Annotated in this window: 26 protein-coding genes, 1 pseudogene and 1 other annotated feature; of the genes and pseudogenes, 6 read left to right on the top strand and 21 right to left on the bottom strand. The window is 38.8% G+C overall.

The features are described 5' to 3' along the window. Positions 1-3: 3 nt before the first annotated feature. On the bottom strand, positions 4-351 hold the full coding sequence (locus AB3Y88_RS08235; protein WP_054755843.1) for a PTS lactose/cellobiose transporter subunit IIA: 348 nt from the start codon (positions 349-351) through the stop codon (positions 4-6). A gap of 24 nt (positions 352-375) precedes the next feature. Beyond that, on the bottom strand, positions 376-705 hold the full coding sequence (locus AB3Y88_RS08230) for a PTS sugar transporter subunit IIB (protein WP_056961608.1): 330 nt from the start codon (positions 703-705) through the stop codon (positions 376-378). 271 nt (positions 706-976) lie between these two features. Here AB3Y88_RS08230 and AB3Y88_RS08225 point away from each other — a divergent pair, with 271 nt between their 5' ends. Then, on the top strand, positions 977-1,750 hold the full coding sequence (locus tag AB3Y88_RS08225) for a MurR/RpiR family transcriptional regulator (RefSeq protein WP_082610523.1): 774 nt from the start codon (positions 977-979) through the stop codon (positions 1,748-1,750). Positions 1,751-1,992: 242 nt separating this feature from the next. Here AB3Y88_RS08225 and AB3Y88_RS08220 read toward each other — a convergent pair whose 3' ends face one another. From AB3Y88_RS08220 to AB3Y88_RS08210, 3 genes are all read right to left on the bottom strand, one after another. Then, a complete protein-coding gene (locus tag AB3Y88_RS08220; RefSeq protein ID WP_228888686.1) occupies positions 1,993-3,432 on the bottom strand; it encodes a 6-phospho-beta-glucosidase in 1,440 nt (479 codons plus the stop codon). 248 nt (positions 3,433-3,680) lie between these two features. After that, positions 3,681-5,069 (bottom strand): amino acid permease, encoded by a 1,389-nt coding sequence (locus AB3Y88_RS08215; protein WP_228888689.1) that lies wholly within the window; start codon positions 5,067-5,069, stop codon positions 3,681-3,683. Between the two features lie 227 nt (positions 5,070-5,296). Continuing rightward, a complete protein-coding gene (locus tag AB3Y88_RS08210) occupies positions 5,297-6,196 on the bottom strand; it encodes a LysR family transcriptional regulator (RefSeq protein ID WP_228888691.1) in 900 nt (299 codons plus the stop codon). Positions 6,197-6,325: 129 nt separating this feature from the next. Here AB3Y88_RS08210 and AB3Y88_RS08205 point away from each other — a divergent pair, with 129 nt between their 5' ends. From AB3Y88_RS08205 to AB3Y88_RS08195, 3 genes are all read left to right on the top strand, one after another. Further along, positions 6,326-7,648: an aspartate aminotransferase family protein gene (locus AB3Y88_RS08205; RefSeq protein WP_228888694.1), complete on the top strand. Its 1,323-nt coding sequence runs from the start codon at positions 6,326-6,328 to the stop codon at positions 7,646-7,648. A gap of 17 nt (positions 7,649-7,665) precedes the next feature. After that, the gene (gene cysE, locus AB3Y88_RS08200) at positions 7,666-8,214 is read left to right on the top strand and encodes a serine O-acetyltransferase (protein ID WP_228888697.1); all 549 of its coding nucleotides are present in this window, start codon (positions 7,666-7,668) and stop codon (positions 8,212-8,214) included. Between the two features lie 320 nt (positions 8,215-8,534). After that, complete coding sequence (locus AB3Y88_RS08195; protein WP_056961618.1) at positions 8,535-9,752, top strand: PLP-dependent aminotransferase family protein; 1,218 nt, start codon at positions 8,535-8,537, stop codon at positions 9,750-9,752. A gap of 67 nt (positions 9,753-9,819) precedes the next feature. Here AB3Y88_RS08195 and AB3Y88_RS08190 read toward each other — a convergent pair whose 3' ends face one another. The 3 genes from AB3Y88_RS08190 to AB3Y88_RS08180 all read right to left on the bottom strand — a co-directional run bounded on the left by AB3Y88_RS08190 (position 9,820) and on the right by AB3Y88_RS08180 (position 13,121). Next, the gene (locus AB3Y88_RS08190) at positions 9,820-10,158 is read right to left on the bottom strand and encodes a YbaK/EbsC family protein (protein ID WP_228888700.1); all 339 of its coding nucleotides are present in this window, start codon (positions 10,156-10,158) and stop codon (positions 9,820-9,822) included. Positions 10,159-10,172: 14 nt separating this feature from the next. Further along, positions 10,173-11,588 carry an amino acid permease gene (locus AB3Y88_RS08185; protein ID WP_228888702.1) on the bottom strand — a complete coding sequence of 472 codons (1,416 nt, stop codon included), beginning with the start codon at positions 11,586-11,588 and terminating at the stop codon, positions 10,173-10,175. A 642-nt stretch (positions 11,589-12,230) separates the two neighbouring features. Continuing rightward, positions 12,231-12,465, bottom strand: a binding site (T-box leader). Positions 12,466-12,569: 104 nt separating this feature from the next. Beyond that, positions 12,570-13,121, bottom strand: a complete 552-nt coding sequence (locus AB3Y88_RS08180; protein WP_228888704.1) for a cysteine hydrolase family protein — start codon at positions 13,119-13,121, stop codon at positions 12,570-12,572. A 121-nt stretch (positions 13,122-13,242) separates the two neighbouring features. Here AB3Y88_RS08180 and AB3Y88_RS08175 point away from each other — a divergent pair, with 121 nt between their 5' ends. Continuing rightward, entirely contained in the window at positions 13,243-13,668 is a 426-nt protein-coding gene (locus tag AB3Y88_RS08175; RefSeq protein ID WP_228888707.1) for an Lrp/AsnC family transcriptional regulator, read from the top strand. 80 nt (positions 13,669-13,748) lie between these two features. Here AB3Y88_RS08175 and AB3Y88_RS08170 read toward each other — a convergent pair whose 3' ends face one another. Genes AB3Y88_RS08170 through AB3Y88_RS08160 form a run of 3 tightly spaced genes read right to left on the bottom strand, consistent with a single transcriptional unit; the run spans position 13,749 to position 17,752 of the window. Next, a complete protein-coding gene (locus AB3Y88_RS08170) occupies positions 13,749-14,369 on the bottom strand; it encodes a response regulator transcription factor (RefSeq protein WP_228888709.1) in 621 nt (206 codons plus the stop codon). A 10-nt stretch (positions 14,370-14,379) separates the two neighbouring features. Then, entirely contained in the window at positions 14,380-15,591 is a 1,212-nt protein-coding gene (locus tag AB3Y88_RS08165) for a sensor histidine kinase (RefSeq protein ID WP_228888712.1), read from the bottom strand. A 46-nt stretch (positions 15,592-15,637) separates the two neighbouring features. Beyond that, a complete protein-coding gene (locus AB3Y88_RS08160; protein WP_228888715.1) occupies positions 15,638-17,752 on the bottom strand; it encodes an MMPL family transporter in 2,115 nt (704 codons plus the stop codon). A gap of 159 nt (positions 17,753-17,911) precedes the next feature. Here AB3Y88_RS08160 and AB3Y88_RS08155 point away from each other — a divergent pair, with 159 nt between their 5' ends. Next, entirely contained in the window at positions 17,912-18,118 is a 207-nt protein-coding gene (locus tag AB3Y88_RS08155) for a transposase (protein WP_261907574.1), read from the top strand. Positions 18,119-18,391: 273 nt separating this feature from the next. Here AB3Y88_RS08155 and gpmA read toward each other — a convergent pair. From gpmA to AB3Y88_RS08105, 10 genes and pseudogenes are all read right to left on the bottom strand, one after another. Next, positions 18,392-18,580 (bottom strand): annotated as a pseudogene (gene gpmA / locus AB3Y88_RS08150) (2,3-diphosphoglycerate-dependent phosphoglycerate mutase); the annotation flags it as partial. A 278-nt stretch (positions 18,581-18,858) separates the two neighbouring features. Further along, entirely contained in the window at positions 18,859-19,845 is a 987-nt protein-coding gene (locus AB3Y88_RS08145) for an aldo/keto reductase (protein ID WP_261909448.1), read from the bottom strand. A gap of 44 nt (positions 19,846-19,889) precedes the next feature. Beyond that, positions 19,890-20,276 (bottom strand): nuclear transport factor 2 family protein, encoded by a 387-nt coding sequence (locus AB3Y88_RS08140; RefSeq protein WP_261909452.1) that lies wholly within the window; start codon positions 20,274-20,276, stop codon positions 19,890-19,892. 148 nt (positions 20,277-20,424) lie between these two features. Then, positions 20,425-21,162 (bottom strand): SDR family oxidoreductase, encoded by a 738-nt coding sequence (locus AB3Y88_RS08135; RefSeq protein ID WP_228888736.1) that lies wholly within the window; start codon positions 21,160-21,162, stop codon positions 20,425-20,427. 42 nt (positions 21,163-21,204) lie between these two features. Beyond that, entirely contained in the window at positions 21,205-21,354 is a 150-nt protein-coding gene (locus tag AB3Y88_RS08130; RefSeq protein ID WP_228888719.1) for a hypothetical protein, read from the bottom strand. A gap of 564 nt (positions 21,355-21,918) precedes the next feature. Then, complete coding sequence (locus AB3Y88_RS08125) at positions 21,919-23,064, bottom strand: MFS transporter (RefSeq protein ID WP_228888721.1); 1,146 nt, start codon at positions 23,062-23,064, stop codon at positions 21,919-21,921. A 32-nt stretch (positions 23,065-23,096) separates the two neighbouring features. Next, a complete protein-coding gene (locus AB3Y88_RS08120; RefSeq protein WP_261909449.1) occupies positions 23,097-23,456 on the bottom strand; it encodes a cyclophilin-like fold protein in 360 nt (119 codons plus the stop codon). A gap of 215 nt (positions 23,457-23,671) precedes the next feature. Next, positions 23,672-24,316, bottom strand: coding sequence for an NAD(P)H-binding protein (locus tag AB3Y88_RS08115; protein WP_228890197.1), 645 nt, complete (start codon positions 24,314-24,316; stop codon positions 23,672-23,674). A gap of 328 nt (positions 24,317-24,644) precedes the next feature. After that, a complete protein-coding gene (locus AB3Y88_RS08110; RefSeq protein ID WP_228890200.1) occupies positions 24,645-25,517 on the bottom strand; it encodes an alpha/beta hydrolase in 873 nt (290 codons plus the stop codon). A 64-nt stretch (positions 25,518-25,581) separates the two neighbouring features. Continuing rightward, a complete protein-coding gene (locus AB3Y88_RS08105) occupies positions 25,582-26,625 on the bottom strand; it encodes an NAD(P)-dependent alcohol dehydrogenase (protein ID WP_228890202.1) in 1,044 nt (347 codons plus the stop codon). Between the last annotated feature and the right edge of the window lie 9 nt (positions 26,626-26,634).

Raw genomic sequence — 26,634 nt, 5'->3', positions numbered from 1 at the left:
AAACTAGCCTTGACGCTGCTCAATTTGACTTAATCTGTGATAAACACTAATCAGTTCTGTCGCAAGATCAATAAAAGTAATCGCGGTCATCAAATGATCTTGTGAATGGACTGTCAATAAAGTCAATTTGGCATGCTCTCCATTAGCCTCTTTCGTTAACATCTTCGTTTGTGTGTTATGCGCTTGAATTAAAGATTCGTTAGCTTCTTTCAATTTAGCTTGCGCCTGTGAAAAATCATTACTCTTTGCAGCATGAACAGCTTCAATCGCTAAAGATTTAGCGTTACCTGCGTTACTAATCAGTCCCATAGCCTGCATTAAAGCTTGTTCATCTTCAACTTTATCATTCATGTTCCTTCTGCCTCCTTTGAAAATTCACTTGATCAGCTTAAGCCCTTGTTGCAGTACGCGATCACCTTTTACCATTCCATAGTCCTGCATATTAATGACATCCACTGGAATGTTTTGCGCAGCAACTTTTTCTTTAAAGGACCCCAGCATATAACGCACTTGCGGACCTAGTAAGATACAATCAATCTTTTCTTGTGCAAGTTTTTCATTAGCTTCAGCCGCTGGAACTGCAAATATTTTGGCATTAACACCTTCATCTTTAGCTGCTGCCTGCATGTTTTTGACCAAAATACTCGTGCTCATCCCTGCTGCACAACACAACATAATTGTTACTTTTTGCTCATCTGTACTCATGACTTTCCCCTCCAATTTTTAGTTATCATTCCAAAATGTAAAAACCGCTAACTGTTTATCAGCATCAATGTAACCGCTTACTAAAATTCAGAATAGCTGTTTTCTTTCTTACGCCTTCATAATACAAGAAACCATTGGTGGTTACTAGATAGTTACTATAAACGGTTACATATTTCAAAAAAAGAAACATTGGCTAATTTTGGAATTTGGTAGCGTTTCATTATATAATCTAACTAGCGATTGCAGTAGAGAGAAAGCGGAGGACAAACTTATGGTTGATTTAAAAAATTTTACACCGACAGAAATTTTAGTTTATAACTATTTAATTTCTCATTCTGATGAAGTCATGCATTTGAGCATCCGCCAATTAGCCGTTACTATTCATGTTTCATCGGCTTCAATTATGAGATGTATTAAGAAAATGAATTATGATAGCTTCTATGAATTTAAATTTAGCCTTAAGCAAAAAAAGCTAGCCCTGCAAGACAAGGAGCTCGCTGGAACTTTTAATACAGAAATTTTTGATTTAGGTACAGAATATTTCGACCGTCCGCTGTTACAACAGTATTCACACGAACTCAATGCCTTTAAAAAGCTTGTCAAAGATACTAATAAGATTCTCTTCTTTGGAATCGGGACTTCCGGCACTTTGGCACAATATGGTGCCCGGCAATTTTCGAATTTCAGGATCAATGCTTTTTATAATGTAGATCCATTTTACCCACTTCCCTATGATCTCGACCGCGATTCGAATCAAATTGCAATTTTACTGTCAGTCAGTGGCGAAACTGCCGAGGTTATTAAGGAAGCAGTCAAGTTAAAAGAACAAAAGTTCCACATTGTGAGCATCACTAACAATAGCTACTGCACTCTGGCCAGATTATCCGACGTTAATTTTTCATATAATGTCAAACCAGAAGTTATCAATGAGACTTTAAACATTACTACTCAAATTCCAGTAATTTTTATTCTAGAATCATTAGCTCGTAATATTGGTAAAAATCCCACCAAAGTAGAAAAATTCCATCAGAGTCGCCCGCATTGAGTCAGTGTACAAAAAAATGTAAACTAAGTTGTTAAAATTTGCATACTACCGTGAAATTACAAATACAGTGTGACCGTTGTTACAAGTAACTCAGAATTTGACAGCACATTTTGACTTAGGGAACACATTTGTCCACAAATAAATAAGGGACAGGGCAAAATTTAGCGTTTAACCCAATCCCTTAACTTGATCTTATGACCCATCACATAATAACTAAAAGAACCCACAATCGCGCTTCTTACTTATGACAGGTCTTGTCCATTACTTTTAATTACCTTTTGATACCAATAAAACGAATCCTTTTTCATCCGCGCAAGACTCCCATTACCTTGATCATCGCGATCAACATAAATAAAGCCATAACGTTTAGACATCTGCCCCGTCCCAGCTGAGACTAAATCAATACAGCCCCATGGTGTGTATCCAATTACTTCGACACCATCTTTTTCAATCGCAGTTTTCATCGCCTGAATGTGCGCTCTCAGATATGCTATCCGATAATCATCGTGAATTTGACCATCAGCTGCAATCTCATCGCGCGCACCCAACCCATTTTCAACAATCATCAGCGGTTTATGGTAATGATCTGCAAGCCAATTTAATGAATAGCGCAAGCCCAAAGGATCGATCGGCCAACCCCAGTCACTGGTTGCTAGATAAGAATTAGCAACTGCCGCTTCTGGTCCGACAAAATGATACTCCGGATTGTCACTTTGAGCCGCAACGGTTAAGGAATTGTAGTAGCTAAACCCCAGATAATCAACTGTCCCTTCTTCCAATACAATACGATCTTCTAACGTAATATCGGTTCGCAGCCCATTTGCTTTGAAAAAGGCTTCCATATGCCGCGGATATTTTCCAAGCGTCTGCACATCGGCAAACCAATACCGGCGCTGCATCGCTTTTAACGCTTGAAAAGCATCCGCTGGTTTGCAAGTTGCAGGATATAACGGTGACACGTTAAGCATACATCCAAGCTTAAAGTCTGGGTTAATTTGCCGCCCAACCTTCACTGCCAGTGCACTAGCAACTAATTCATAGTGCGCCGCTTGATACATTAAAGCTTCACTTTGCGGATCGTCAGCGTCAAGTACCAGTCCTGAGTCCGTTGCCAGTAAAAACTGTTCCTTGTAATTTGTTTGATTGTTGATTTCATTAAAGGTCATCCAGTATTTAACTTGTTTCCGGTAGCGTTTAAAAACAACAGTTGCAAAATGCACGAAGAAGTCAATTAACCGGCGATCACGCCACCCTCCATACTTTCTTATCAAATGATTAGGAATCTCAAAATGTGAAAGCGTGATCACAGGCTCAATGCCATACTTATGACACTCAGCAAACAAATCATCATAAAAGCGTAATCCCGCTTCATTAGGTTCTTGCTCGTCTCCCAACGGAAAAATCCGTGTCCAAGCAATCGAAGTACGAAAACATTTGAATCCCATCTCAGCAAATAACTTAAGATCGGCTTTATAATGATGGTAAAAATCAATTGCTTCATGGTTGGGATAGAATTTATCAGGTTCAACTTCCGCCGTAATTTGTCGCGGAATTCCATTAGCCCCCGCTGTCATCACATCTGCAAGACTGACACCCTTGCCGCCTGCTTGCCAGGCTCCTTCTAACTGATGAGCTGCAACCGCTCCGCCCCAAAGAAAATCTTTAGGTATTGAAAAAGTCATAAAGATCCTTCCCTTCTTTATTAAAATTCACTTTTATTATACCCAAATGTGAATGCGCTATCATTAATTACAATAAAATAGTCACACTCGCTGTATTAAAGTCAAGTGTGACATTTTTGGAACGCAGCCTGCTCACCTGTGAAAAGACACCCATTTTTTAAGATCAGCCAAAAGATGCAGTGCCTTTGTGTTTAACTTGGGGCACTGCATCTTTTGACAAATTTTTACGCTTTTAAATATAGATTGCCTCAGATCTGTTCATTTGAAACGGCATTTTCATGAAAGTACATTGCTCCTCCAAAGATCAGCGTCCAAGCAATTGCGCCAACAGCACCGATAATATCTTCTGGAATAAAGAACAAACTCATGAAAATGATTAGGAAAAATGCAATTGTTAATGGACTGGTGATTTTGTACGCCGGCATTTTGAACCCGTCTGGCAAAAAGTCATTTGATTCACGGTACTTACGATGAGCAAGCATCGCCAAGATATAAACAATAATATACATATCACTTGATGCCCCAGTCACAATTGTAAAGACAGATGTCGTTGCATTAGTCAAACTCATAATTGGTGTAATTAGAACTAATCCTGCGGAAAGTAGAATTGCGGGTGCAGGTACCCCACTCTTAGAAATTCGCGCAAATTTTCGAGCCATAAAGCTTTCCTTAGGCACCTCCGTGGCCAATTGATAGAAATGGCGCCCAGCTGAAAAAATACAACTATTGAGTGCCGATGCTGCTGACGTTAAAACCACGAAATTAATGATCGCCGCAGCCGCTGGAAAGCCGGCTAATTTAAAGACTTGCACAAACGGGCTACTGTCAGCAGATAAAGAGGTCCACGGAATAATTCCCATAATGACAACTAAAGCCCCAATGTAAAACAAAAGAATTCTTACTAAAGTTTCATTAACTGCTTTTTTAATAATCAGATGGGGTGCTTTAGCCTCGCCGATCGTAATACTAACGAATTCGATTCCCTGAAAAGCGAAGAAGACCATTGGAAAAGCAGCGATAAAATTAAAAGTGCCATGTGGAAATAACGTGTAATCATGGAAAATGTTTCCCACAGAAGCGTGTCCCAAAGGAGTTGCAGAATGACTAAACACCATAAAAATTCCTGTCACAATCAAAGCAATAATGGCAATAATTTTAATCATTGCAAACCAGAATTCAGCTTCGCCGAATAAACGGGCTGCAATCAGGTTCACACAAGCCAAAACCCCTAAGAAGACTAACTCAACTATCCATGATGGTATCGCTGGAAACCAGAATTTAACATATGCTGCAACCGCAGTTAGTTCGGCCATACATACAAAGACTAAACCAATCCAATAAGTCCACCCGGTAAAATGACCAACTGCTGCTCCAAGATAACGTGAAATAAATGAAACAAAGGTATGCTGTGAAGGATCCGAGTAAAACATCTCCCCAATTGCTCTCATCATGAAAAAGAAAAACAATCCGAGCACCAAATAAACTAACATAACTGAAGGACCTGTCTTTGAAATTGTGCTGCCTGCTCCTAAAAACAGACCAGTTCCAATCGTTCCACCAATTGCAATCATCTGCACATGGCGGTTGCTTAAAGCACGTTTTGTACCGTCTTGGTTGGTTGTCTCCCGCTCTTTCATAAAAGCCCCTCCTTAAAATGAAAATCTCCAAAGCTGTTATTAATCTTTTTATCATAACTTGGGCTTAGTATACCACCCTTCAAATTCTTATGTTACTTTTTATCACACACAAGCGATAAAATCTAGTATTCAAAAATAAAGCTGCACTTAAGCTTATTTTTTGGTATTTACAATTTGTTTTCGCCTTGAAAAGAATAGTTTGCTCATTGAAAAGCATGATCCTGAATTTAGAAAAGCGCTGCTGCTTGTTTCTGAATTGCTTGAACAACAATCTGAATTGCACGGACTCTTGCCTGCGGTTTGCGCACGGCTAAAAAAATCTGTCGCAAAGTAGCCGGCTGTAAGTTAAGCAGCTTAACATTCGCTGTCTGCGTCACTGCTAACGTCGGCAGCACACCAATCGCCCAATTATGACTAACTGCGGCCTGCAACGTAGTATAACTTTGGCAGATTCCGCTGACATTTGGACTAAAACCTGCTTGCTGGCAAAGGCGCCGCACAGCTTTAGTCAAATATGCAGTATCCGGCTCTAACATCCAAGCCTGTTCTTTTAGTAAATCGATTGAAATACTCTCATTTTTGGCCAAAGGACTGGCTTGATTAACGAGCACTTGAAGTTGATCAGCCCCAAGGTTAATTAATTGGTACTCTGGATCTGTCAAAGCGTTCCCAGTTCCCAACTGAGCAATTAACGCGATATCAAATTGGTGCGCTTGAAGTCCCGGCAGACTTTGATCAGGCTCCATTTCGCTTAAAATAATCTTGATTTGCGGATAAAAATCATTTACCTGTGCGACTGCGGGAAGCACTAGTGCACGCAAAGCGCTTGAAAAAGCAGCAATTCTGACTGTTCCTTGAACCTCTTGGGCAGAATCTTGCAATTCATTGGTTACACTTTCCAACTGATTCAAAATGGGACTGACTTCTTTAACCAACCTCTGTCCTGCCGCTGTTAACTTAACGTTACGTCCTATTTTTTCTAAAAGCACGGTACTTGTTTCTGTTTCAAGTATTTTTAACTGCATTGAAACTGTGGCAGGACTGATCAGCATCGCCTCGGCCACAAGTCGCATTGTCCCCAACTTACTGAGTTGTACCAGCAATTGAAGACGCCAAGTATTTAACATCTGCACCATCCTTTAGTTTTTTTGAACAAACCGTTTATATTTTATTGATTGTTTTTACTTAATACTTTAATCATAATAAACATTAAGCTACAGCAGAGCAATTAACAATTCAAGTATGGGGTGAATTCTATGAAAACTGCCTTTGAAAAACGTACTGATCCTTGGAAAGATGTTGAACAACATGTCGGACGCTACGGTGCACCATTTTTTATTCCTGAAATAATCGATCATGCCAGCGGTAGCTATATTTATACAGAAAGCGGCCGTAAGATCTTAGACTTTACTTCTGGACAAATGAGTTCAACGCTGGGCCATTCGAATCCGGAAGTTGTCCAAACAATTCAACAAGCTAGCGGTCGCCTAGACCATTTATTCAGTGGAATGCTGTCCCGACCTAGTATTAATCTATGTACCAAGATTGCTCACAGTACTGCTGATTTACTCCCTAAGGTTATCCCTTTGACCACCGGCTCAGAGGTTAATGAAGCCGCTCTAAGACTTGCAAAAGCGGTTACCGGAAAATTTGAAGTTGTCTCTTTTAATCGTTCCTGGCATGGAGTTACGGAAGCCAGTGCTGGGGCAACTTATTCTGCAGCGCGCAAGCTCGGAGTTCCCGGCTCTCCCGGTCAGCTATCTATCCCTACACCATACTCTTATCGACCTGACTTTGTTAATGCTGCTGGCAGCTTAGACTGGCAGAAACAATTGGATTATGGTTTTTCAATGGTTGATGCTCAGTCTGTGGGCAGCTTAGCGGCCTGTATTGTTGAACCAATCGTTTCTGGCGGTGGCATCTTAGTTCCGCCTCCAGGATACCTTGCAGCTTTAAAACGCAAATGTCATGAGCGTGGAATGCTGCTAATCTTTGACGAAGCGCAAACCGGCTTTGCTCGGACTGGCGATTGGTATGCCTTCCAACATGAAGAAGTCACTCCTGATATTTTGACGCTTTCTAAAACTTTGGGAGCAGGTCTTCCGCTTGCTGCCTTGGTGACGACGGCTCAACTTGAACAAGCAGCTTACGCTAATGGTTTTATTTTCTATACTTCGCATGTTAACGATCCTTTGGTAGCCGCGGTTGGCTGTACCGTGATGGACATTATTGACCGTGACCAGTTGGCAGCGCAAGCCCTTGAAAAGGGACAGTTTTTACACAAAGGACTCCAGCAGCTGGTAGCGACACACGAAATTGTCGGTGATGCCCGCGGTCGCGGTTTGCTGCAAGGAATTGAGATTATTAAAGATTCTACTACTAAGGAACGGGCTGCAGAATTAGGTAACTCAATCACAACACGCTGTTTTCAGTTAGGGCTGCACATGAATATTGTTTGTCTTCCAGGAATGGGCGGAGTTTTCAGAATTGCGCCTCCATTAACAGTTAGTTACGCAGAGTTAACAGTCGGACTGCAGATTTTAGATCAAGCCATTACAGAAGTTGAAGCACAATTATAGCTTAGGAGCTGAGTCCAATGGAATTCAAAACTTACCTTAAACACAAATGCTCTTTTAAAAAAATCCGCTTGCTTAGAGAAGAAGTTAAAATGATTCGCGCTTACGACCCTGCTGTAACCTCCACTGCGGAAGTTCTTTTGACCTATTCCGGGCTACATGCGGTGTGGCTATACCGTTTATCGCATCATCTATGGTGCCGTCATCATTGCTTAAGTGCACAGCTGGTAACTCAAATTTCACGCTTATTTACAGGGGTTGAGATTCATCCGGGTGCTAAGATCGGCAAACGCCTCTTAATTGATCATGGTACAGGAATTGTAATTGGAGAAACTGCAAAAATTGGTAATGATGTCGTGCTCTACCATGGTGTAACTCTAGGAAGTATTGCCAATCACGGTTCCAGCCGACACCCTAAAATCGGTAATCGTGTGTTCATTGGGGCTGGGGCAACTATTTTAGGCGCAGTTACAATCAATGACGACGTTAAAGTCGGTGCTGCCGCCGTTGTCTTGCATGATGTACCAGCAGGAAAAACAATTGTTGGTAATCCTGGACACATTTGCTAGCACAATTTAAACACAACAATCTAAAAATAGGCAATTAGTAGCACTAAAATGGACTGTGGGCGTCTTCCCTAGGCTTTGCCTTCGAAAGCTAAACACACATTGTGCTGCTTTTTTTGTATCAAAATTATGTCGCGCAATGCTCGTGATGCACATTTGAACAATCAAGCTGTTAAAACTGCCTAAAATAGCTTTTTGAACATAGATGAATAAAATTCACTCTTTAATGAAAAAGTTGAATTTTATTTATTCAAAAAAACAGGATATACTAAAACCAACGTAAAAAGAGAAACAGAAAATAAAGTTTAAGGAGAAAAGTATACATGAATGATATCTTTGCAGATCGTGTTATGCTGGGTTCGGAAGACCGCTTAGCTGAAATGTTTGGCGGCAGTTTAGGTGAGGATGGTATCAAATTCTCTGCGGGGAACCCTAATCCTGACCTTTTCCCAATCACACAAATGAAACGGGCTTTCAACCAAGCAATTGATAAAGCAGGCAACCAAATTTTTGAATATAATACTGTTAATGGTTTTGAAAAATTACGCGAACGTCTAGCACACCGAGCTGGTCAAACAGCAGGTATTAAAGCTGACCGTGAAAATATTTTAATCACCCAAGGCGGTCAACAAGCGCTAGACTTGATCGGCAAGTTATTGTTGAATGCTGGAGATGGAGTTGTTGTTGAAGCACCTACTTATGTTGGCGCCTTGTCAGCCTTTGATCAATATGATCCTTGTTATTACGACGTGGCACTTGAAGAAGACGGTTTAAATCTCGAGCAGCTTGAGCTGGTATTGCAAACGCATCCGAATATCAAATTGTTATATACCGTTCCTGATTTTCATAATCCTACAGGTGTAACACTTTCATTGAGTAAACGCCAAAAATTGGTTGAATTGGCTGAAAAATATGACTTTTTCATTCTTGAAGATACACCTTATCGCGACTTACGTTATAAGGGCGCAAAGCTTCCTGCGCTTAAATCGTTTGATCGCCATGGACATGTTATATTCGTCAGCAGCTTTTCCAAAATTCTAATGCCAGGATTGAGAGTCGGCTGGATCGTGGCAGATCAAGCAACCATTTGCCATCTGCGTAAATTAAAAACCAGCAGCGACTTAGAAACGCCCAGTATTGTTTTAGCAGCACTCAATCAGTACTTGGAAAACAATAATTTAGAGCAACATATCACAGGGATGCTGGCAACTTATCAAAGCCGTTTAGATACGATGCTTACCGTTCTTAGTGAAACAATGCCGGCAGATGTTCATTACACCCAACCAGAAGGCGGCTTCTTCATTTGGCTAACCTTGCCGGAAGTCCTTGATACTCAAAAGTTACTAAGTGAGACCTGTATTCCCACTGACCGGATTAGCTTTGTCCCTGGAAAAGTTTTCTATGCACATAAAAATAAGAAAAACGGAATGCGTTTAAATTTTTCAGGTGTAACCGAAAAACAAATTGAACTTGGAATTCCCAAGCTGGCTAAAAGTATTCAAAATGCAATTACTGCAAGCGAAGTCCAAGCATTTCGTTAAATTTAAAAGAGCGCCTTTATTCCTACTATGAGGGATGAAGTCGTTCTTTTGAATTATAGTAATCAGGTTAATTCGAGGTTACGCTTGAAACCTCCCGGTGATTGTCAGCACTTCTTATTAACGTGTTCCGCTCACCAGTCTTTTGTGCCTCAGTTGCAGGCAGCAAGCGCGGACGCACCCGAAATTCTTCTTTAAAATGATGATTATCCAACCGTGCATTGCCACTCAACACAAGCACTGTCGGCTGTTCGTTAACATTTAGAACTAAGGATTTAGCAATTGCATCTGGATCAACCTGCAATACTTTGGCTGCTTCTCCAACCGTTGCCCCAGTCGCAGGCAAAACAAGATAACGATCTTCCAGTTTATGGTAAATTAGTTCATTTTTTAGATCACTTAAACTCATTTAAAAACCCCCTATTAAGAACCTTGAGCATCAACTCGCTTCAATTTCTTCTGGCGATAAAGCAATAGTAAGTTAAAGCCAAGTGCCCAAGCCAGTGCACCGAGTGCTGGAAAAATTGATGCTTGATTAAATAACAAACTAACAAAAATTGCAAAAAAGAAAATAACTGTGAGCGGATTAGCCCAGCGATATTGCGGCATTTTAAATCCATCAACCTTAAAATCTACTGAATGCCGATACCTATAATGGGCGCTCATTGTTAAAATACAGACCAAAATATAGATATCACTTGAGACAGACGCAATGAACGAAAATGCCGTTCCTAATGAATTAAATGCACTAATAATAGGTGCTAAAACCATGATCAACGCTGAAAAAAGCACACTAGCAACTGGAATTCCATTTTTAGAAACCTGTGTGAAAAAGGACATGCTCTTTGACGATGATTCCTCTGCCAATTGGTATAGATGGCGCCCGGTTGAAAAAATCGCACTGTTCAAGGTTGAACAAGCTGCTACAATCACGACCAAGTTAATCACCTGTGCAGCTGCTGGTAGTCCAGCTAATTTAAAAATTTGAACAAAAGGGCTCTCATTCGGATTAAGGGTCTTCCACGGTGTAATCGCCATGATTACTAACAACGACCCAATATAAAAGAGGAGAATCCGGCTGATAATCTGATTAACCGCATGTGGTAGTACTTTTCGTGGATTTTTGGTCTCGGCAGTTGTAATCCCGACGAATTCCATCCCTTGGAAAGCAAAGAAAACCATTGGAAAAGCGTTAATAAATTGGTGAAAACCATGCGGGAAAAGTTCAAAATGTGCAAAAACGTTTCCCCAAGAAGCTTGGGTACCGGCTGGATTATGATGATTCGTTGTTACTAAAAAAACACCAATTATAATTAAAACCAAAATCGTCAAAATCTTTATCCCAGATAAAAGAATTTCAGATTTTCCAAAAGAGCTGACCATTGCCAAATTAACAGCTGTCAATATTAACAAAAAGACTATTTGAACCATCCAAGAAGAAGTCCCCGGAAACCAATATTTAACATAGGTTGAAAGTGCAGTAAGCTCTGCCATCCCTGCTAAAACGAGCTCTAACCAATAACTCCAAGCTGCAAAATATCCCAACTGCGGGCTGACATATTTTCCGATAAAGGAAACAAAAGTGTGCTGTTGAGGATCAGCATACATCATCTCACCAATCGCACGCATCATCAAAAAGAAAAAAATTCCGATCATTAAATAAACAAATAAAATTGCTGGCCCAGTACGATGAATGGTACTCCCTGCCCCCAAAAACAAGCCGGTTCCAATTGATCCTCCCAAAGCAATCATTTGGACTGCTAAGTTCGAAAGCCCCCGGACAGTGCCATCTTGATTAACTTCAACTTCACTTTTAGCCATGGTTGTCTTCATTCCCATCCTTTTTACTCATAACAAGCAGAACTGCTTATCAGCTTTACTAAAAAATACTCTTAGCGCGGTAACTTACTTTTAAACTTTGTCCTTAGTGTTCGCCTAAATTATTTGAGAGCCCTACAATGAACAGTGCATAAATCCAATTTCGTTTCACTTCAATTGGTTTGAAGTTATTACCGACTCTTAAAACAACCTTTCTAGTCATCTTGATCACTCCTTATATTAAAATCGACCTTTTCCACAAATTTCATTAAAAAAAAAACACCCCGCAGTCATTGCTGACTACGAGGCGTGTTATCGCTTTACCACTCGTTATTCGATAATCAAATCACTTCAATTATCCTCATTAGGTCATGAATGCATTTCAAAACCCTGATGCTGTAACAGGCATCCCTGTCTGACGCTAACTAAATTCACGTCAGATTCCAACAAAAGACCATCTTCATTTGTACTCTCATCGGCTATTCTCATCCAGTTAGCCTTCTCTGTAAATAATTGTGTCAAACTACTCATCTTTTTATACTTTATTAATTTTTGCATGTTTTTAAAAGCTAACAAGCACTTTACTTAGATACATCATATTGTCGCCGCTACCAGTCACAAAATCCATAAAAAAAGCCCTTTATTCACTAAAATTCTAGTAAATAAAGGGACGAATAAATCGCGGTACCACCCTAATTTGCATTGTTAAAAATGCCTCAGCGATACTTACTACGCATAAATATCCGGGAAATTAACGGTTCCTACCGAATAGTTGGCTTTCACCAAATACTTCTATTTCCAAGTTCATCTTCACCGACTCAATTAAGACCTATTTTCAGCTAAATTAGGTTCTCTGTGCTCAATCAATGTCCGTTACTCTTCTTTTCAAAAGATCAATTGATTAAAATTTGATTAATAACTTATCTTGCATTCTAATCTCTCACACAAACTCTGTCAAGCATATTTTTACAATTTCTGACAACTATAAATAACCTGTTTCCTTTATTTGTTAAAGCGGTTCAAATAAGTTGTCGTAGAAAGAACTTGCGCAAAACTCTGTAATGCTGCTAAAAAGGCATACTGAACATCCTTAGCCGCGACCTTATTAGTACCAAAGCTAAGTGCTTTAGTTGCAGTTGCATCCGCCAATAAAATCGGGTTGTAACCTAACTCGCGGCTGGCACGCGTAGTTGAGTCAACACACATCTGTGTCATCATTCCAGTAATTACCACTTGCTCAACCTGCAGCGACTTTAAGGTCTCCTCCAGCTTGGTTTTAACAAATGAATTTGGAAATTGTTTTTCGATGACAATCGCTGAACTATCGACTTCTAAATCCGTATGCAACTGTGCGCCCTTTGTGCCACGTCCAAAGAAATCAGCCGTGGTACCTTCCTTTATATGCTGAATATAAATAATTGGCAATTCAGCAGTCTTAAAAAAAGTTAGCACGCGTTTGATCTGTTGCAATGCTTCTTGCGGTGCCTCCAACTCCATCTTGCCATTTTCAAAATAATCATTTTGCACGTCGATCACTATTAATGCTTGTCTCACAAAATCACCTTTTCTCTTTAAGATTTGCTATAGTTAAGTATACAGAAGAGATCTGTCAGCAATAAACAACTTGCTGAAAGAAAAAACACACTAAAACTTTGATGCTGAAAAAGGAGATTCTATGGACAAGATTGACAGACAGATTTTGACAATTCTCAGTCAAAACAGCAAACTTACCAATAAAGAAATTGGTGCACTCATTCACCTGACAGGGCAAGCTGTAGGTAACAGGATCGCCCATTTACAACAAAACGGGACCATTCAACGCTTTAAGATTGAAATCAAGTACTCTCAAACACAATTTATTAGAGTTTTTATGGATTCAAATAAATACAAAGACTTTGAACACTTTGCTAATGCCTATCAGGAAGTCGCCGCTGTCTATAAAGTCTCTGGTCAAGCCTGCTATCTGCTTGTAAGCCATTTTGCCGGGAATACACTCGCAGAATTTATTGAAGCTCTCTCAAAATGGGCCCGATACAGCGTAGAAACTGTAATTGCTGATAAAACGGTACCTGTCAAAATCGATGACTCTTTCACCAACTAATTCAAAGTGGTGTTACAGTAACTTCGGCTTTGGTCCAAACCCATTATTAATAAAAAACTGATTGCAGCCGTTCATTGAATCTAGATTAGTTCATTTTTAATTGCAACTGCGATTGCCTGTGCCCTGTTTGAGACCTGTAAAAGAGTATAAATCTTAGTCAGATAAGCTTTTACAGTGCGTTCCGTGATAAACAGCTCTTGGCTAATTTCACGATTAGTTTGACCACTGGAAATCATTTGCATTATTCTAACTTGCGTCTCGGTTAAATTTAGTTGCCTTTTTGATTTGTTCTTCTTAATTTCAGCAAGCACTTCATTACTCAAAGCCACATAGTCATCATTTTCAAGAACTTTTTCAATAAATCGCAGAATATTATTTGGAGCTTCATCTTTTAAGATATACCCATTGATCTCCAAGTTTAACATGTTCATCACCGTATAGCGGTCTATTTCGGTAGATAAAATCACAATCTTAGATACCGTCTTGGCGGTCTTAATAAATTCGATCCCGTTCATTTTTGGCATTAAAATATCCAGCAAAATCAAATCTGGTGGGTTTTTCTTAGTATCTTTAACTAATTTTAAGGCCTCAGCACCATTAGCGGCACACGCAACTACCTTCATGTTTTGCTTAGTTTCAATAACATTCACTAATCCATTACGCACAATCGGATGATCGTCAACAACCATAATTTTGTACATTTTATCCCCCCTACTGAGTTAGTGCAACTTCAATCAAAACAATCGTTCCTTCTTCAGGAGTACTCCATATTTTAAGATCACCGCCATGTGCTTTAGCTCTTTCTCTCATCCCGATCAATCCATAATGATCATGTCGTTGCTGATACTTCTCTGGGAAAGGGATTCCGTTATTCATAATTTTTATAACTAGCTTTTTTTCATGCACTATCTGTGCTGTCACAGTCGCCTTACTAATATTTGCATGCTTGATCACATTTACTAGCGCTTCATTGATCATTCGAAGCACATCCGTTAAAAGTTCGCCGGGCAATTCAAGCTCGGCTGCAATATGCACACTAGTATCTAACCCATAGCGCGCTTTTAAAAGTTGAACCTTCTCCACAACTTTATCTCTTAAAATAATTTTGACGTTTTTGGCTTGCATTTGCCTGTACTCTGTAATAGTCTTACGTGAAGTTGTGATTGCTTCTTGGGTCAATTTCTGGGTGTTCTCAAGCCTGCGAATTGCGTCAGCAAAATTTTTATTTTTTAAATAGTTATCAATTGTAGCCAGTTGCAAATTAATTCCGATTAGATCCTGAACCAAAGTATCATGTAAGTCCCTAGCAATCTTTTGTTTAACTGCTTGCGTTGTTAATCTTGTAACTTCCTTATAAGCATCACTTAATTCAGTATTCAAGCGCTGTAATTCAGCATTTTTTTTATGATTATTATAAATTAGCGAATAATAATATTTTGAAACAAAGATAAGCGCTACGATTGCTTGAAACATGAAAAATTCTGTTGCTAAACTTTTAGTCAAGCTCCCTGTACCCAATGTGACAACGCTGTACCCCAATGCAAAAGGCGTTACTATTTTTTTATCATTACCAAAGGTTATCTCTTCAATTACTATGACTGGGATAAACCCAACTAAAAATGAAAATGCCGAGGTCTCGTTTTTTAACATTAACAAGCCCATACTGAAAGTTAAAACAATCTGGAACGTCAGGATAACCTTAATTGCCCAATCCCCCCAAAGTTGTAGCAACTGGCGCGCTTTCAAAACAGTTATCAGGTGCAAAAAAACTATGAAACCTGCCATATAAGTTGCTTCTGCAATTTTAGGATATGAAAGGTATAAAGAAAAAATATAGTTAAAGCAAATCCACAATAAGATTAACCACTTTCCCCTCACAAAAAAATTATCCTTGATTTTCAATCTATTTATTTGCGCTTTCACCGAATCCCTCCTCTGCTAAAAAAGAGGGGATTCTCCCCTCAAATAACTACTCAACATCCACATGCGGCAAGATTTTATTTAACCACTTTGGCAAGTACCAATTTGCCTTACCAAAAAGTGCAATCATTGCAGGCACCAGAACCATACGTACAATGAAGGCATCAAACAAGATTCCAAGGGTCAACACAATTCCAATTGATTTAACGGTGGCATCTCCTGCAAAAACAAAGCCCATGAAAACTGCAGTCATAATCAAAGCAGCTGCAAAAACCGCTTTCCCACTTCCTTTAAGTCCTTCCAAAAGTGCTGTCTTATTATCTTGAGTTTCTTCGTAAACCTCACGAATTCGACTAACAAGAAAGACTTCATAGTCCATCGCAAGTCCGAACAAAATTCCAATAACCAACACTGGTGCAAAATTCAAAATTGCACTTTTTCCAGTCAATCCGATCAAGTCCTGCATGTGCCCATCCTGCACAATAAACACCAGTGTTCCTAATGTTGCCAACAACGATAACACAAATCCGCCGACAGCAACAAGCGGAATCAACAATGACCTAAAGATCAACAGTAATAATCCAAAAGCAAAGATTACAATGATCGCAGCAAATTTTGGTAAGGCGTTCATCAATGCTGTTGACATATCAATGTTAATGGCAGTAGAACCGGTTACTAACAACTTGGGTAACCCAGCTTTTTCTGATTGTGAGCGAATCTTGTTTACCAATTTCTTAGTTGCAACTGCATTTCCGTTTGTTTTAGGTGTTACAGTCATCATGAAGTAATTTCCTGATTTACCATTCCCAGGCATCGGTGGCATTGCTGTAGCAACGTTTTTGTCAACCTTAATTTTATTGAAGGCCGTAACTGCTTTTGCCTGATCTTTAGTATGCACCAATACGACCAAGGTTGCATCGTTTCCTGCACCATAGCCTTCCTTCATTAAGTCATAAGCTCTACGCTCAGTCAATTCTGTACTTTTATTACCATCATTCGGTAAGCCCAAATTAATATGCTTAAATGGAACCGCCGCTACAAGCAAAAGCACAATAGCTGTAAGTCCCAGCAAAATCTTATATTTCTGTACAAATCTTCCCCAACCATAATCTTGCTTAGCTTTAGCAAATAAGCTAAGTACACTATTGGGTTTTTCACCTGTAGCAAAGCTACCAAGTAACACAATGACTGCTGGAATAAATGTCAATGAAGTAAAGAGTGCTGTTACTACAGAAATCGCACCTGCAATCCCCATGATAGACAAGAAGTCAATTCCCAAAACACTCATCGCAAGCAGGGCTACAATAACTGTGACACCCGCAAAAATCACTGATTTACCCGCCGTCGTCATCGCTTTAGACAAAGCTGCTTTTCTAGCTAGTCCTTGCTTGATCTCTTGCTGATACCTAGAAATGATAAATAAGCCATAATCAATGCCAACTGCCAAACCAATCATTCCGCTTAACGATAAATCAGCAGAAACAAACGTAATATAATGTGATAAGATCATTACGCTCATCACACTCATAGCCAGACCAAGAATTGCTGAAATAATTGGCATTCCAGCCATTGCCAGTGAGGCAAAAGTAACTGCCAAAATGATAACCGCTGCAATTAACCCGTAAACTTCAGATCTTTCTCCCGTATCCATTTGATTAACTGTTAAATCGCCAGTTAATTCAGTTTGAATACCTGCTGCTTTAGTAATTTTAGTTGACTTCACTAAATGATCAACCGAGGATTGTTTGATATCCGCTTTTTTTTGTTTGTACACGATGGTTGCATACCCAATTGTGTCTTTTTTGACCATGTTTCTTTGTTGTGCAGGTGTTACCACCATTTTAACATGCTTATCTGCTGCAGCGCTTTTCACAAACTGCTCGATGACCTGTGCTTTTTTTGCGTCAGATAATTTCCCGTCTTTTACTTTAAATACAACCTTCTCAGTCGCCTTGTCGCTCGACACGGAACTAAAATCTTTCTTTACGATATTCAAAGCGGTTTGCGCTTCGGTCCCATGCATCTCTAAACCCGCTTCACTAAAGTCAGCGCCTTTACTGATCGCAATTCCTCCAAGAATAGCTATGACAGCAATTACCAGTAACAATGTTAACTTTGCGTGCTTAAAAATCAAGTCGCTCAATCTCCCCAATGCTTTACCCATTACTCGTTCCTCCATTCAAATTAGTAAACATATGGTCTCACAAATAAAGAAATTACATAATGTACAAAAGGGAAGACTTTCAATTTATTTGACGCTCTAAAAAATATTAAAATTACAGTTATTTTTCATAATCTCGCAAGCTCAAAATAATTCCGACGAATATTTCACAAAAGGCTTCCGCACTCAAGAATTTATTCTTCCTATATTAGTTTGAGTTCATCGAGACCACTAGAAGATGCTAACCGAAAAATTAAACAAATTAAACGTACCGCACATGGATACAAAAACTGGTCACATTTTTACACTCGAATTAGAATTGAATTTACGATTCAAATAAAAAAGAAAACCAATTCGAAAATGAATTGATTTTCTCATAAAAATTTCTCATCAAAAGCGGCTGACAAAGAGTCCTTTTAAATACCTGTCAATTAACAACCATCCAAAATAGAGAGTGTGACATAAGTCGGGAAAATTTGAGTGCTAACTCGAAATTACGAACATAGCGAGTACTTTGCTATGAGTAATTCGAAGTTAGACGAAGAATTTTGACTTATGGAACACGTTTATACGGAATAAAAGAGAGGCTGTGACAAAAGTTAAATTTTGTCACAGCCCCATTCATCTTCACTTTATTTAAGCTTAAAGCTTTTCTTTCTTAACAACGTTCAACTTGTCATCCAAGTCATAAACAACTGGCTGACCAGTTGCCATTTCAACACCCATGATATCTTCGTCTGAGATACCTTCGATGTATTTTGTGAGGGCACGAAGTGAGTTACCATGTGCTGCGATGATAACGTTTTTGCCATCTAATAATTTAGGTGCAATTGGTCTTCCCAGAATGGGTCCTAAAAGAGCTAACAAAACCTATAACACCGCTATTTTTCATTAAATATTAAGTTGACAACTTGGACCAGATTTCGTCAAAATAAAGGTACAAAACGTTATGAAAAGGCACTTTAGCTCACTAAAATTAATTATGTCTTCATTTCAAAAATTTGGAAGGAAAGACTAAATTACACATCAGAGATGAATTGAAAAGTATACCCTATTTGCCCTAAGAACCCTAAATCAGTTTACACAGATTCTTTTGGTATAATTAAAAATTACCATGCATAAGCTTTAGGGGCTTCTCCACCAGGCCCTGGCCAAATCTCATCAAGTCGCTTTAAAACATCTTCAGAAAGGCTTACATCAAGAGCATTCAAACTCTTATCCAATTGTTCAACAGTACGAGGACCAGTAATAGGTGCAGTAACGACTGGATTATGCAACAACCAGGCTAACGCAACCACTGATGGTTCTTCACCAATTTCTTTGCAGAAATCTTGATATTTTTCCAGCTGCTTTCTGTGCTGTTGGATTCTGTTTTCCAAATCAGCTGTGTGACGGCGTCCCTTAGAAAATTCATCGAAATCGCCAGCTAGTAAGCCCATACCGATCGGGCTCCAAACAATCAAACCGACATTATAATACCTGAGTGCCGGAATAACTTCTAATTCCAAAGCACGATTGCTCAAATTATACAAACTTTGTTCGGAAGCTAATCCAAACATATGCCGCTCTTCAGCTTCTTTTTGAGCAGTTGCGATATTCCAGCCGGCAAAATTACTACTGCCGACATAAGTTATCTTGCCTTCACGGATCAATTGCCCCATTGCCTGCCAAACCTCAGCCCAAGGAGTATTAGAATCAATATGATGCATCTGATAAAGATCGATATGATCAGTTTGCAAGCGCTTCAAACTAGCTTCGGCAGCTCTTCTGATATGGTAAGCAGATAATCCACGATCGTTTGGTCCGGTTCCCATTGGCTGATAAACTTTCGTGGCCAAAACGATCTTGTCTCGATTTCCAGTCTTGGCAAGCCAGCGACCGACTATTTCTTCAGACTTTCCATAGCCCTTTTCCATGTCCGGACTTTGTGGTCCGCCATAAACATCGGCTGTGTCAAAAGTATTGATCCCTGCTTCTAAAGCCCGATCCATTATCTTAAAAGCAGTTTTTTCGTCGGTCAGCTCACCAAAATTCATCGTTCCCAATACCAGTCTGCTGACTTTTAGGCCGGTACGTCCAAGATTTTTGTATTGCATAATAACCTCCTATTTTTTTAAAACAACCTATAGCTAAATAATAATCATTTATCAAGATCGAAGAAGCCTTTAGAAAATCCGCCTCGGACCCATCCTTCAGTCCAAGGTGCTGATTGCTTGATAAAAGCTTCCACTTTTGAGAAAAGCCATTGATCGCTTTTTTTAACAAATTCGTCATTGAACACGCCGGACAGAATATAGGCACCATCTTCACCATTCTTATTTCTGATCGTCAAAAGAGCGATAATATAAAAATTTTCTCTAGCATGATCACCATCTGCATCTATATGAATATCATAAGGTGTTATATTATGAAAAGACCATGGCTGTGACTTTATCAACTTACGGCATTGTTCTTTGACAGCATCTTTACCGGTTATTTCTTTGTTTTCTATGATCCACTTGCCGTCTTCTGCAAATAGTCCAGCGATACCATCAGATTATAGCCGTTATCAAGAAACTGTGCATATTTTGATTTGAGATTTGAGATCTTTGATTTTTTGGATATCTTCAAGCCTTGTCAATCTTTTTTGTATATCATCATGAATTTCGACATTTTAAAACTCCAAAGTTAATTACTTACAATTCAACAGAAGGTCGGATCTTCACCTCATTGATCGAAACATAATTTGGAAGACCGATCGCATAAACGACCAGATCAGCAATATCTTCAGCCCTTAATGCATGGTTTGCTTTGTGCCAAGTATCTACTAAATTTTTAGCCGTCTTCGGATCACTAATAGATTTATAAAGCTCTGTTTCGACCATTCCTGGTGCGATCAATGTTGTTCTGATCTTATTTTTAATCTCTTCTTGACGAACACCCTCTAAGATAGCGCGAACAGCAAACTTAGTCCCGCAATATACAGCCAAATTAGGATAAACCTTATATCCAGCTAGAGAATCAGTCGCTAGAATATGACCATACCCCTGTTTATGCATGATTGGCAAAATCGCTGAAATACCATTAAGTACACCCATGACATTTATATTCAGCATTTGTTGCCATTCGTCACGTCTATCCTCGGACAAAGCTGCCATCGGCATGATACCGGCATTATTGAACAAAGCATCAACTTTGCTGAAACGGTCGACCGCCAGCTGAACAAGACTTTTTACTTGCTGATAATCAGTAACATCGGTTTTTTGAAAGGCGATCTGATCAGGATCAAAACGACTAGCCACTTCTTCGAGTTTTTCTTGACGGCGGGCACCAAAAACGACTTTGGCACCGCCTTTAACTAAAAGCTTAACGGTCGAAGCACCGATCCCGCTAGAAGCACCTGTAACAACTATAACTTTATTTTCAACAGTCATAAGCATCCTCTTTTTATTTTTTATTGAATCCTATATCCACTATCAACTGCTATTGATTGACCAGTAACCATAGCCTGCACCCATTAATGTAAAGCCAAGAACAGCTGAACCCACTTCTTCTGGGTAGCCAACTCTGCCGATTGGTTCGATAATGTCTGTGATCGCACCAGATTCCTTCATTCTATCAACCATCGGGGTTGCGATCGTTGCTGGACAAACGGCGTTGGAATGTGTCTAGTAGCTGAGCTTTTGGTCAGACCGTTCACAGCATGCTTAGAAGCATGATAAGCAGACCTTCGGCATACCAATCAAGTCACCAGTTGACGAGCGCACGTTCTATATTCTCACCTTGCTTGAGCATTTCTTTCAACTCGTTTTTCATAGAGGTGAAGACACTTCACAAATCGACATTGATGACCTGATCAAATTCTGACAACTACACATCTGCGGTTTCAACATTGTCAAGCATGATCCTGGTTATTGAAGTCAAAATCTAATTTTCAATAATTATGGTCGTTTTGATCGATCATTTTTTTGACTTGTTTTTCATCTGTCACGTCGCAAACAAAATAAGATGCTTTGTGACCAGATTTTTTTATGTCATCAGTTATTTTTCAAGAAATTCTTCTCAACAGACTCGACAAACATTTTTGTAGTCACCTCACCGCTACCAATGCTTGCACCTGTAACCAAAACGACCTTATCATCAAATTTTATATCCATTTCAAGCTCCTTTTGATTTATAAATAAATCTTCCTAAGCTTCTTTTTTTCTGAACAAAATAAAGACTAGACCCAAAATTATGAAGATGAAAGTACCAATTAATGAATAACGCGTTCCAATTGAATCAATAAACAAACCACAAATGTAAGTACCAACGGTGGTACCTAAATTAGCAGCCGTCAAATACATACCATTTGAAAAGACGATTGCTTCTTTGCCGGCTTGGGTAACGATGTATTGGTTCATGTTGGAATTTATACCAGCAAAAAAGCCAATAAACGTAACCCAAACAAACGATAACAAGTTGAACGATCCGAAAAAGAACAATAACAAATATGAAATCATCAAGGCAAAGGGCAATATCTTAACAGTCGCTCTGTCATTCTTCGCCAAAGCTCTTCCGGCAGCAAAGTTACCAATGATATTGGCGATTCCGTAAATAAGTAGAGAGGTACTAACAGAAAGTGGCGCTAAACCTGTGATTTTTTCCAAAAAATCAGATAAAAAACTGTAAAATCCAAAAATGGAACCGTTCAGGAAAATAACGATAAATAGTGCTTGAATCATTTCTGGCTTTTTCAAAACTCCGACCTGTTGGCCGCTTGAAATAGCATTCTCGACTGGTATAGATGGTACGAAGATTAGGGTAGCAATGAATGAAAAAGCATTAACGACCATAAAGAAGAACATAGCAGCAGAAAAGGAAATCGAATGGGCGATCAGATTGGTTATCGGAACTCCCAGAACCATTCCAGCAGAGACACCTATAAAAATCTTAGAAGAAGCCCGCGCTTCTTGCCCTGGTTCTGCTAACTCTGCTGCAACAGAAAAGGCCATCGAAATATATAAGGCATGGAATATAGCTGGGATAATGCGCGCTGCCAATAGCACACTAAAATTACTAGTCAAAGCAGATATTAAATTAGCAATAACAAAGATTCCTAAGGCCATCAACATGATTGTTTTCCTATTTACCTTTGAAAAAACAAGTGGCATGGTTGGTCCGGAAAAAACAACTACTAATGCAAAACCACTGACCAAAAATCCAGCAGTCGGAACACTGACATTAAAAGCTCTCGCAATCAACGGTATAATACCAACGATTCCCATTTCAGTGTTCAATATTCCAAAAACACCGATCGTTAGTATTGAAACTATTAGGTTATTTCTATTTTTCAAAAGATACTCCATTCAAAATTTAATCGATTTCATTAAGTTAATTCAAAATGCACTTCAGTACCAACTGGATAATTAATCCAGTTAGCTCCATTTTTTTCGATGTGACCCAAATTTACCAGTCCTTGACTATATGGAATAGGCCTAATAAATACAGCTAAATTTCCCCAAGGTGCATACATATCAACATCACCAACTTTTGCATCTGTTCCAGCTGGTGAATCACTTATATCTAATTTTCCAGGCAGCTCTGAAATTTTTTCATTTTTTCCAAAATTATTGAGTTTCAAAGTCATAGGCATAAAAGAAGTAAAATCTTGGGCTGCTTTAGTTCCAACTAATTGGATAATATAATTATCACTACCAATAGTAACTTTCACTTTTTGCTCATTCATTACTCTTCCTCCACTTTTCTATACTACGTTCGAGAATTTTGCATATCAAGCTACATGATTTTGAACAGTTTCAGCAAAATATGAGACAGTGCTCAGTAATAATTAGACTTACCTTACAGGTATCTTCGTTGTTACCACTATCACCATAGACTACAGTGCCAATCACAATAACCGTACCGTACTTTTATTTCTTTAATCAAGACCATCCAGCTTTATCACAGCCAAGCAGGTTTATCGCCATCAGTTCCAGCTTTATCCAAACCAACACTTTCATTTTGATACTTACTTGAGTCTTTGATCAATTTAACGACAAAATCTGCAACACTTTTTCTAGAAACTTCAGTTCCTTTAAACTGTTCATTAGTTCCAGTCGTTTCATAGTTGATCTCCTCTTTGTCAGTCAACCAAGCAGGACGGATCTGTGTCGTGATCACATCTTTTTCCTTATCTATAAGTTCAGCTGATTCACGAAAACCAGGTAGATAATCAGCAATCGCTTTTTCATTCCACTGACCAAACTTGCCAGGAACTTCATGATTGGCCCCTAAAGCACTATAGAAGATAAGGCGCTTGGTGCCAGTTTCCTTCATAGCTTGTAAAATAACCTTCGCCGAATCAGCTAAATCAACACCGCCGATATTTGAATAAACAATATCAATGCCCTTCATTGAAGATTTCAAAAGATCTGAATCTTGAACATTCCCATCTATCAAAGTTACACGATCATTGTTCAAATACGCCTTTAAACGATCAGAATTTCGAAGATATAAAGACAATTTATCATCGGTTTCTTTGAGCAATCGATTGATAACAATGCGAGCAGTGGCTCCATTAGCTCCTAAAATCAATACTTTTTGCATAAATGTATTCCTCCCATTTTTTTATCTCAATCGTTTATTACATCAAACTTGATATCAAATATTTATTGAATTCGTATTTGCAATATTATTCTTTTCAGACCTATTGACAAACCAATGTCTAATCACATTCTTTTTAATTACAAAGAATTACGGCTATTTCATAAATAATCGGTTAATCCCAGCAGACTAAACACCTGCTATCTATTTGTATTTTCAAAGAATACATGTACTAGGTGGTTGAATTAATAAGTATCAACAATTGTTGATTATCTAATCAATTGTTTGACATATCAGTATAAAAAAACAAATCAACATCCTAATAAGACCACTATTTATTTTTCCAAAGGAAATTACCAATATAATAATCTACTTGTGGATTTTCATGTAGTTGACTATGTTGGCCTCCTTTTCCTTTAATCTCAATCTCTTGATAACTCGTATATTTATCACGCAAAAGGTATTTGAGCGACCGAGCTGAAATATTTGTCACATCGCCATCAGAATTTGATCCATTTTCTAAATTACCAAAAATATTAAGAATTTTGACTCCACTAGGATAACCGTTCCTATGATTAAGAAGATACTTATAGTAGCTGTTTATATAACGTGGCTTACCATCTTGAAGAAAATAGTTACGGTTGACTTTATCATCAATGCCAATAATGCCATCAAAATGGCCTGCAAGATTGACTTGTTTATTTAATTTAGGAAGCTTGGTGTTATGTCCGTATTTGACTTGGTAAAACATAGTTGTTATATTTCCCATTGAATGTGATACGGTATTATAGCGACGAATATGATAGCGACGCTGAAGTAAAATAATCAAATTATAAAACCACTTACTGGTCACATGATAGTTATAATAGGTATTGTCCATTTGAAGAACCTGTATTAAAGGATGTCGTGTACCCTTAGGCCAGTTGCCACTTAAGGTCACATGCCCGGCAGAATCTATCCTAGCTGTCAATACCTTTGTGGCTCCTTGATGATTTGAAGCATAAGCTATCATGCCATTGCTTGAACGAGCACCCGCACCATATCCATGCATATAAAGAGTCGGAATACTTTCGGAACGATCGTTGACTTGATTAGTCGGCTGCCCCCAAGCCAAAAATTTGATTAAAAAACAAATCAATATAATAAAAATTGTAACTATTCCAATGAAAGTCCAAGATATATGATGTTTTTTTAAAAAGGTCATTTATTCAACTCATCTCCTCAAGCAGTGGATTAATATCTATCCCCATGCTAAATGCTGCTTTTATCTACTCAAGTGTCGACATGTCAATGACAAAACGATAATGAACATCACTATCTAGTATTCGTTTATAAGCATTTGGTACTTCGTCAATTCCAACCATTTCAATCTTTGGCTTAACATTATTAGCAGCTGCAAAGTCCAACATTTCTTGCGTCATGGCAATGCCTCCAACATTAGATACAGTAATAGTTTCTTGTTTAAGGAACATACCTAGAATGTGAAATTCTTGTTTATCTGTTGATAAGCCAACATAGCAAAATATACCGTTAACCGTTAAAAGTTTGAGGTAATTGTCAATATTTAGCTTCACTGCAGTAGTGTTTAAGATGAAATCAAATTGATTACTTAATCGATCAAAATCTTCGGTTGCTCGTAAAATTTCATAACTGGCTGCTCCAAATTGTTCTGCTTCGTGTTGCTTACTTTCTGAATGCCCCAATACTGTTACATCAGCACCGAGTTTAGATGCAAATTGAACTGCAATATGTCCTAGACCGCCCAGACCAATTATGGCAATCTTGGAGCCATGACCAATACCATAACGTTTGAGCGGATTATAGGTTGTAATTCCTGCACACAATAACGGACTGGCTTCTGCTAAACCTAGATTATCTGGAATACTTAAAACAAACCGATCTTTAACAACAATTGATTGAGAATAGCCCCCTTGTCGCTGACTGCCATCATAATCCTTACCAACAAAGACTGAGACAACTCCCCTTTCGCAAAATTGTTCCTGACCAGATCTACAATATTGACATTCACCACAGGAATCAACAAAGCATCCAACTCCAACCCGATCACCCACTTTAAATTTTGTTACGGATTTCCCTACTGACTTAACAATTCCCGTAATTTCATGTCCAGGAACTAGTGGTTGACGAGTTTGATTAATCATTTCCACTTGCGAGATATCTGAATGACAGATACCACAGTACTTGATGTCAATCTCAACATCATCTGGACGCAATCGTCGCCTTTGAATAACAGTGTGGCGAAAGGTACTAAAATCTGATTCCGTCGCTTCTAAGGCTTTTACCTTTTCCATTTGCTCAAG

The sequence above is a fragment of the Liquorilactobacillus satsumensis genome, assembly GCF_964065465.1.
Lineage (GTDB): Bacteria > Bacillota > Bacilli > Lactobacillales > Lactobacillaceae > Liquorilactobacillus > Liquorilactobacillus satsumensis.
The sequence above is the reverse complement of the archived record's forward strand: the minus strand, read 5'-3'. Positions and strand labels throughout refer to the sequence as shown.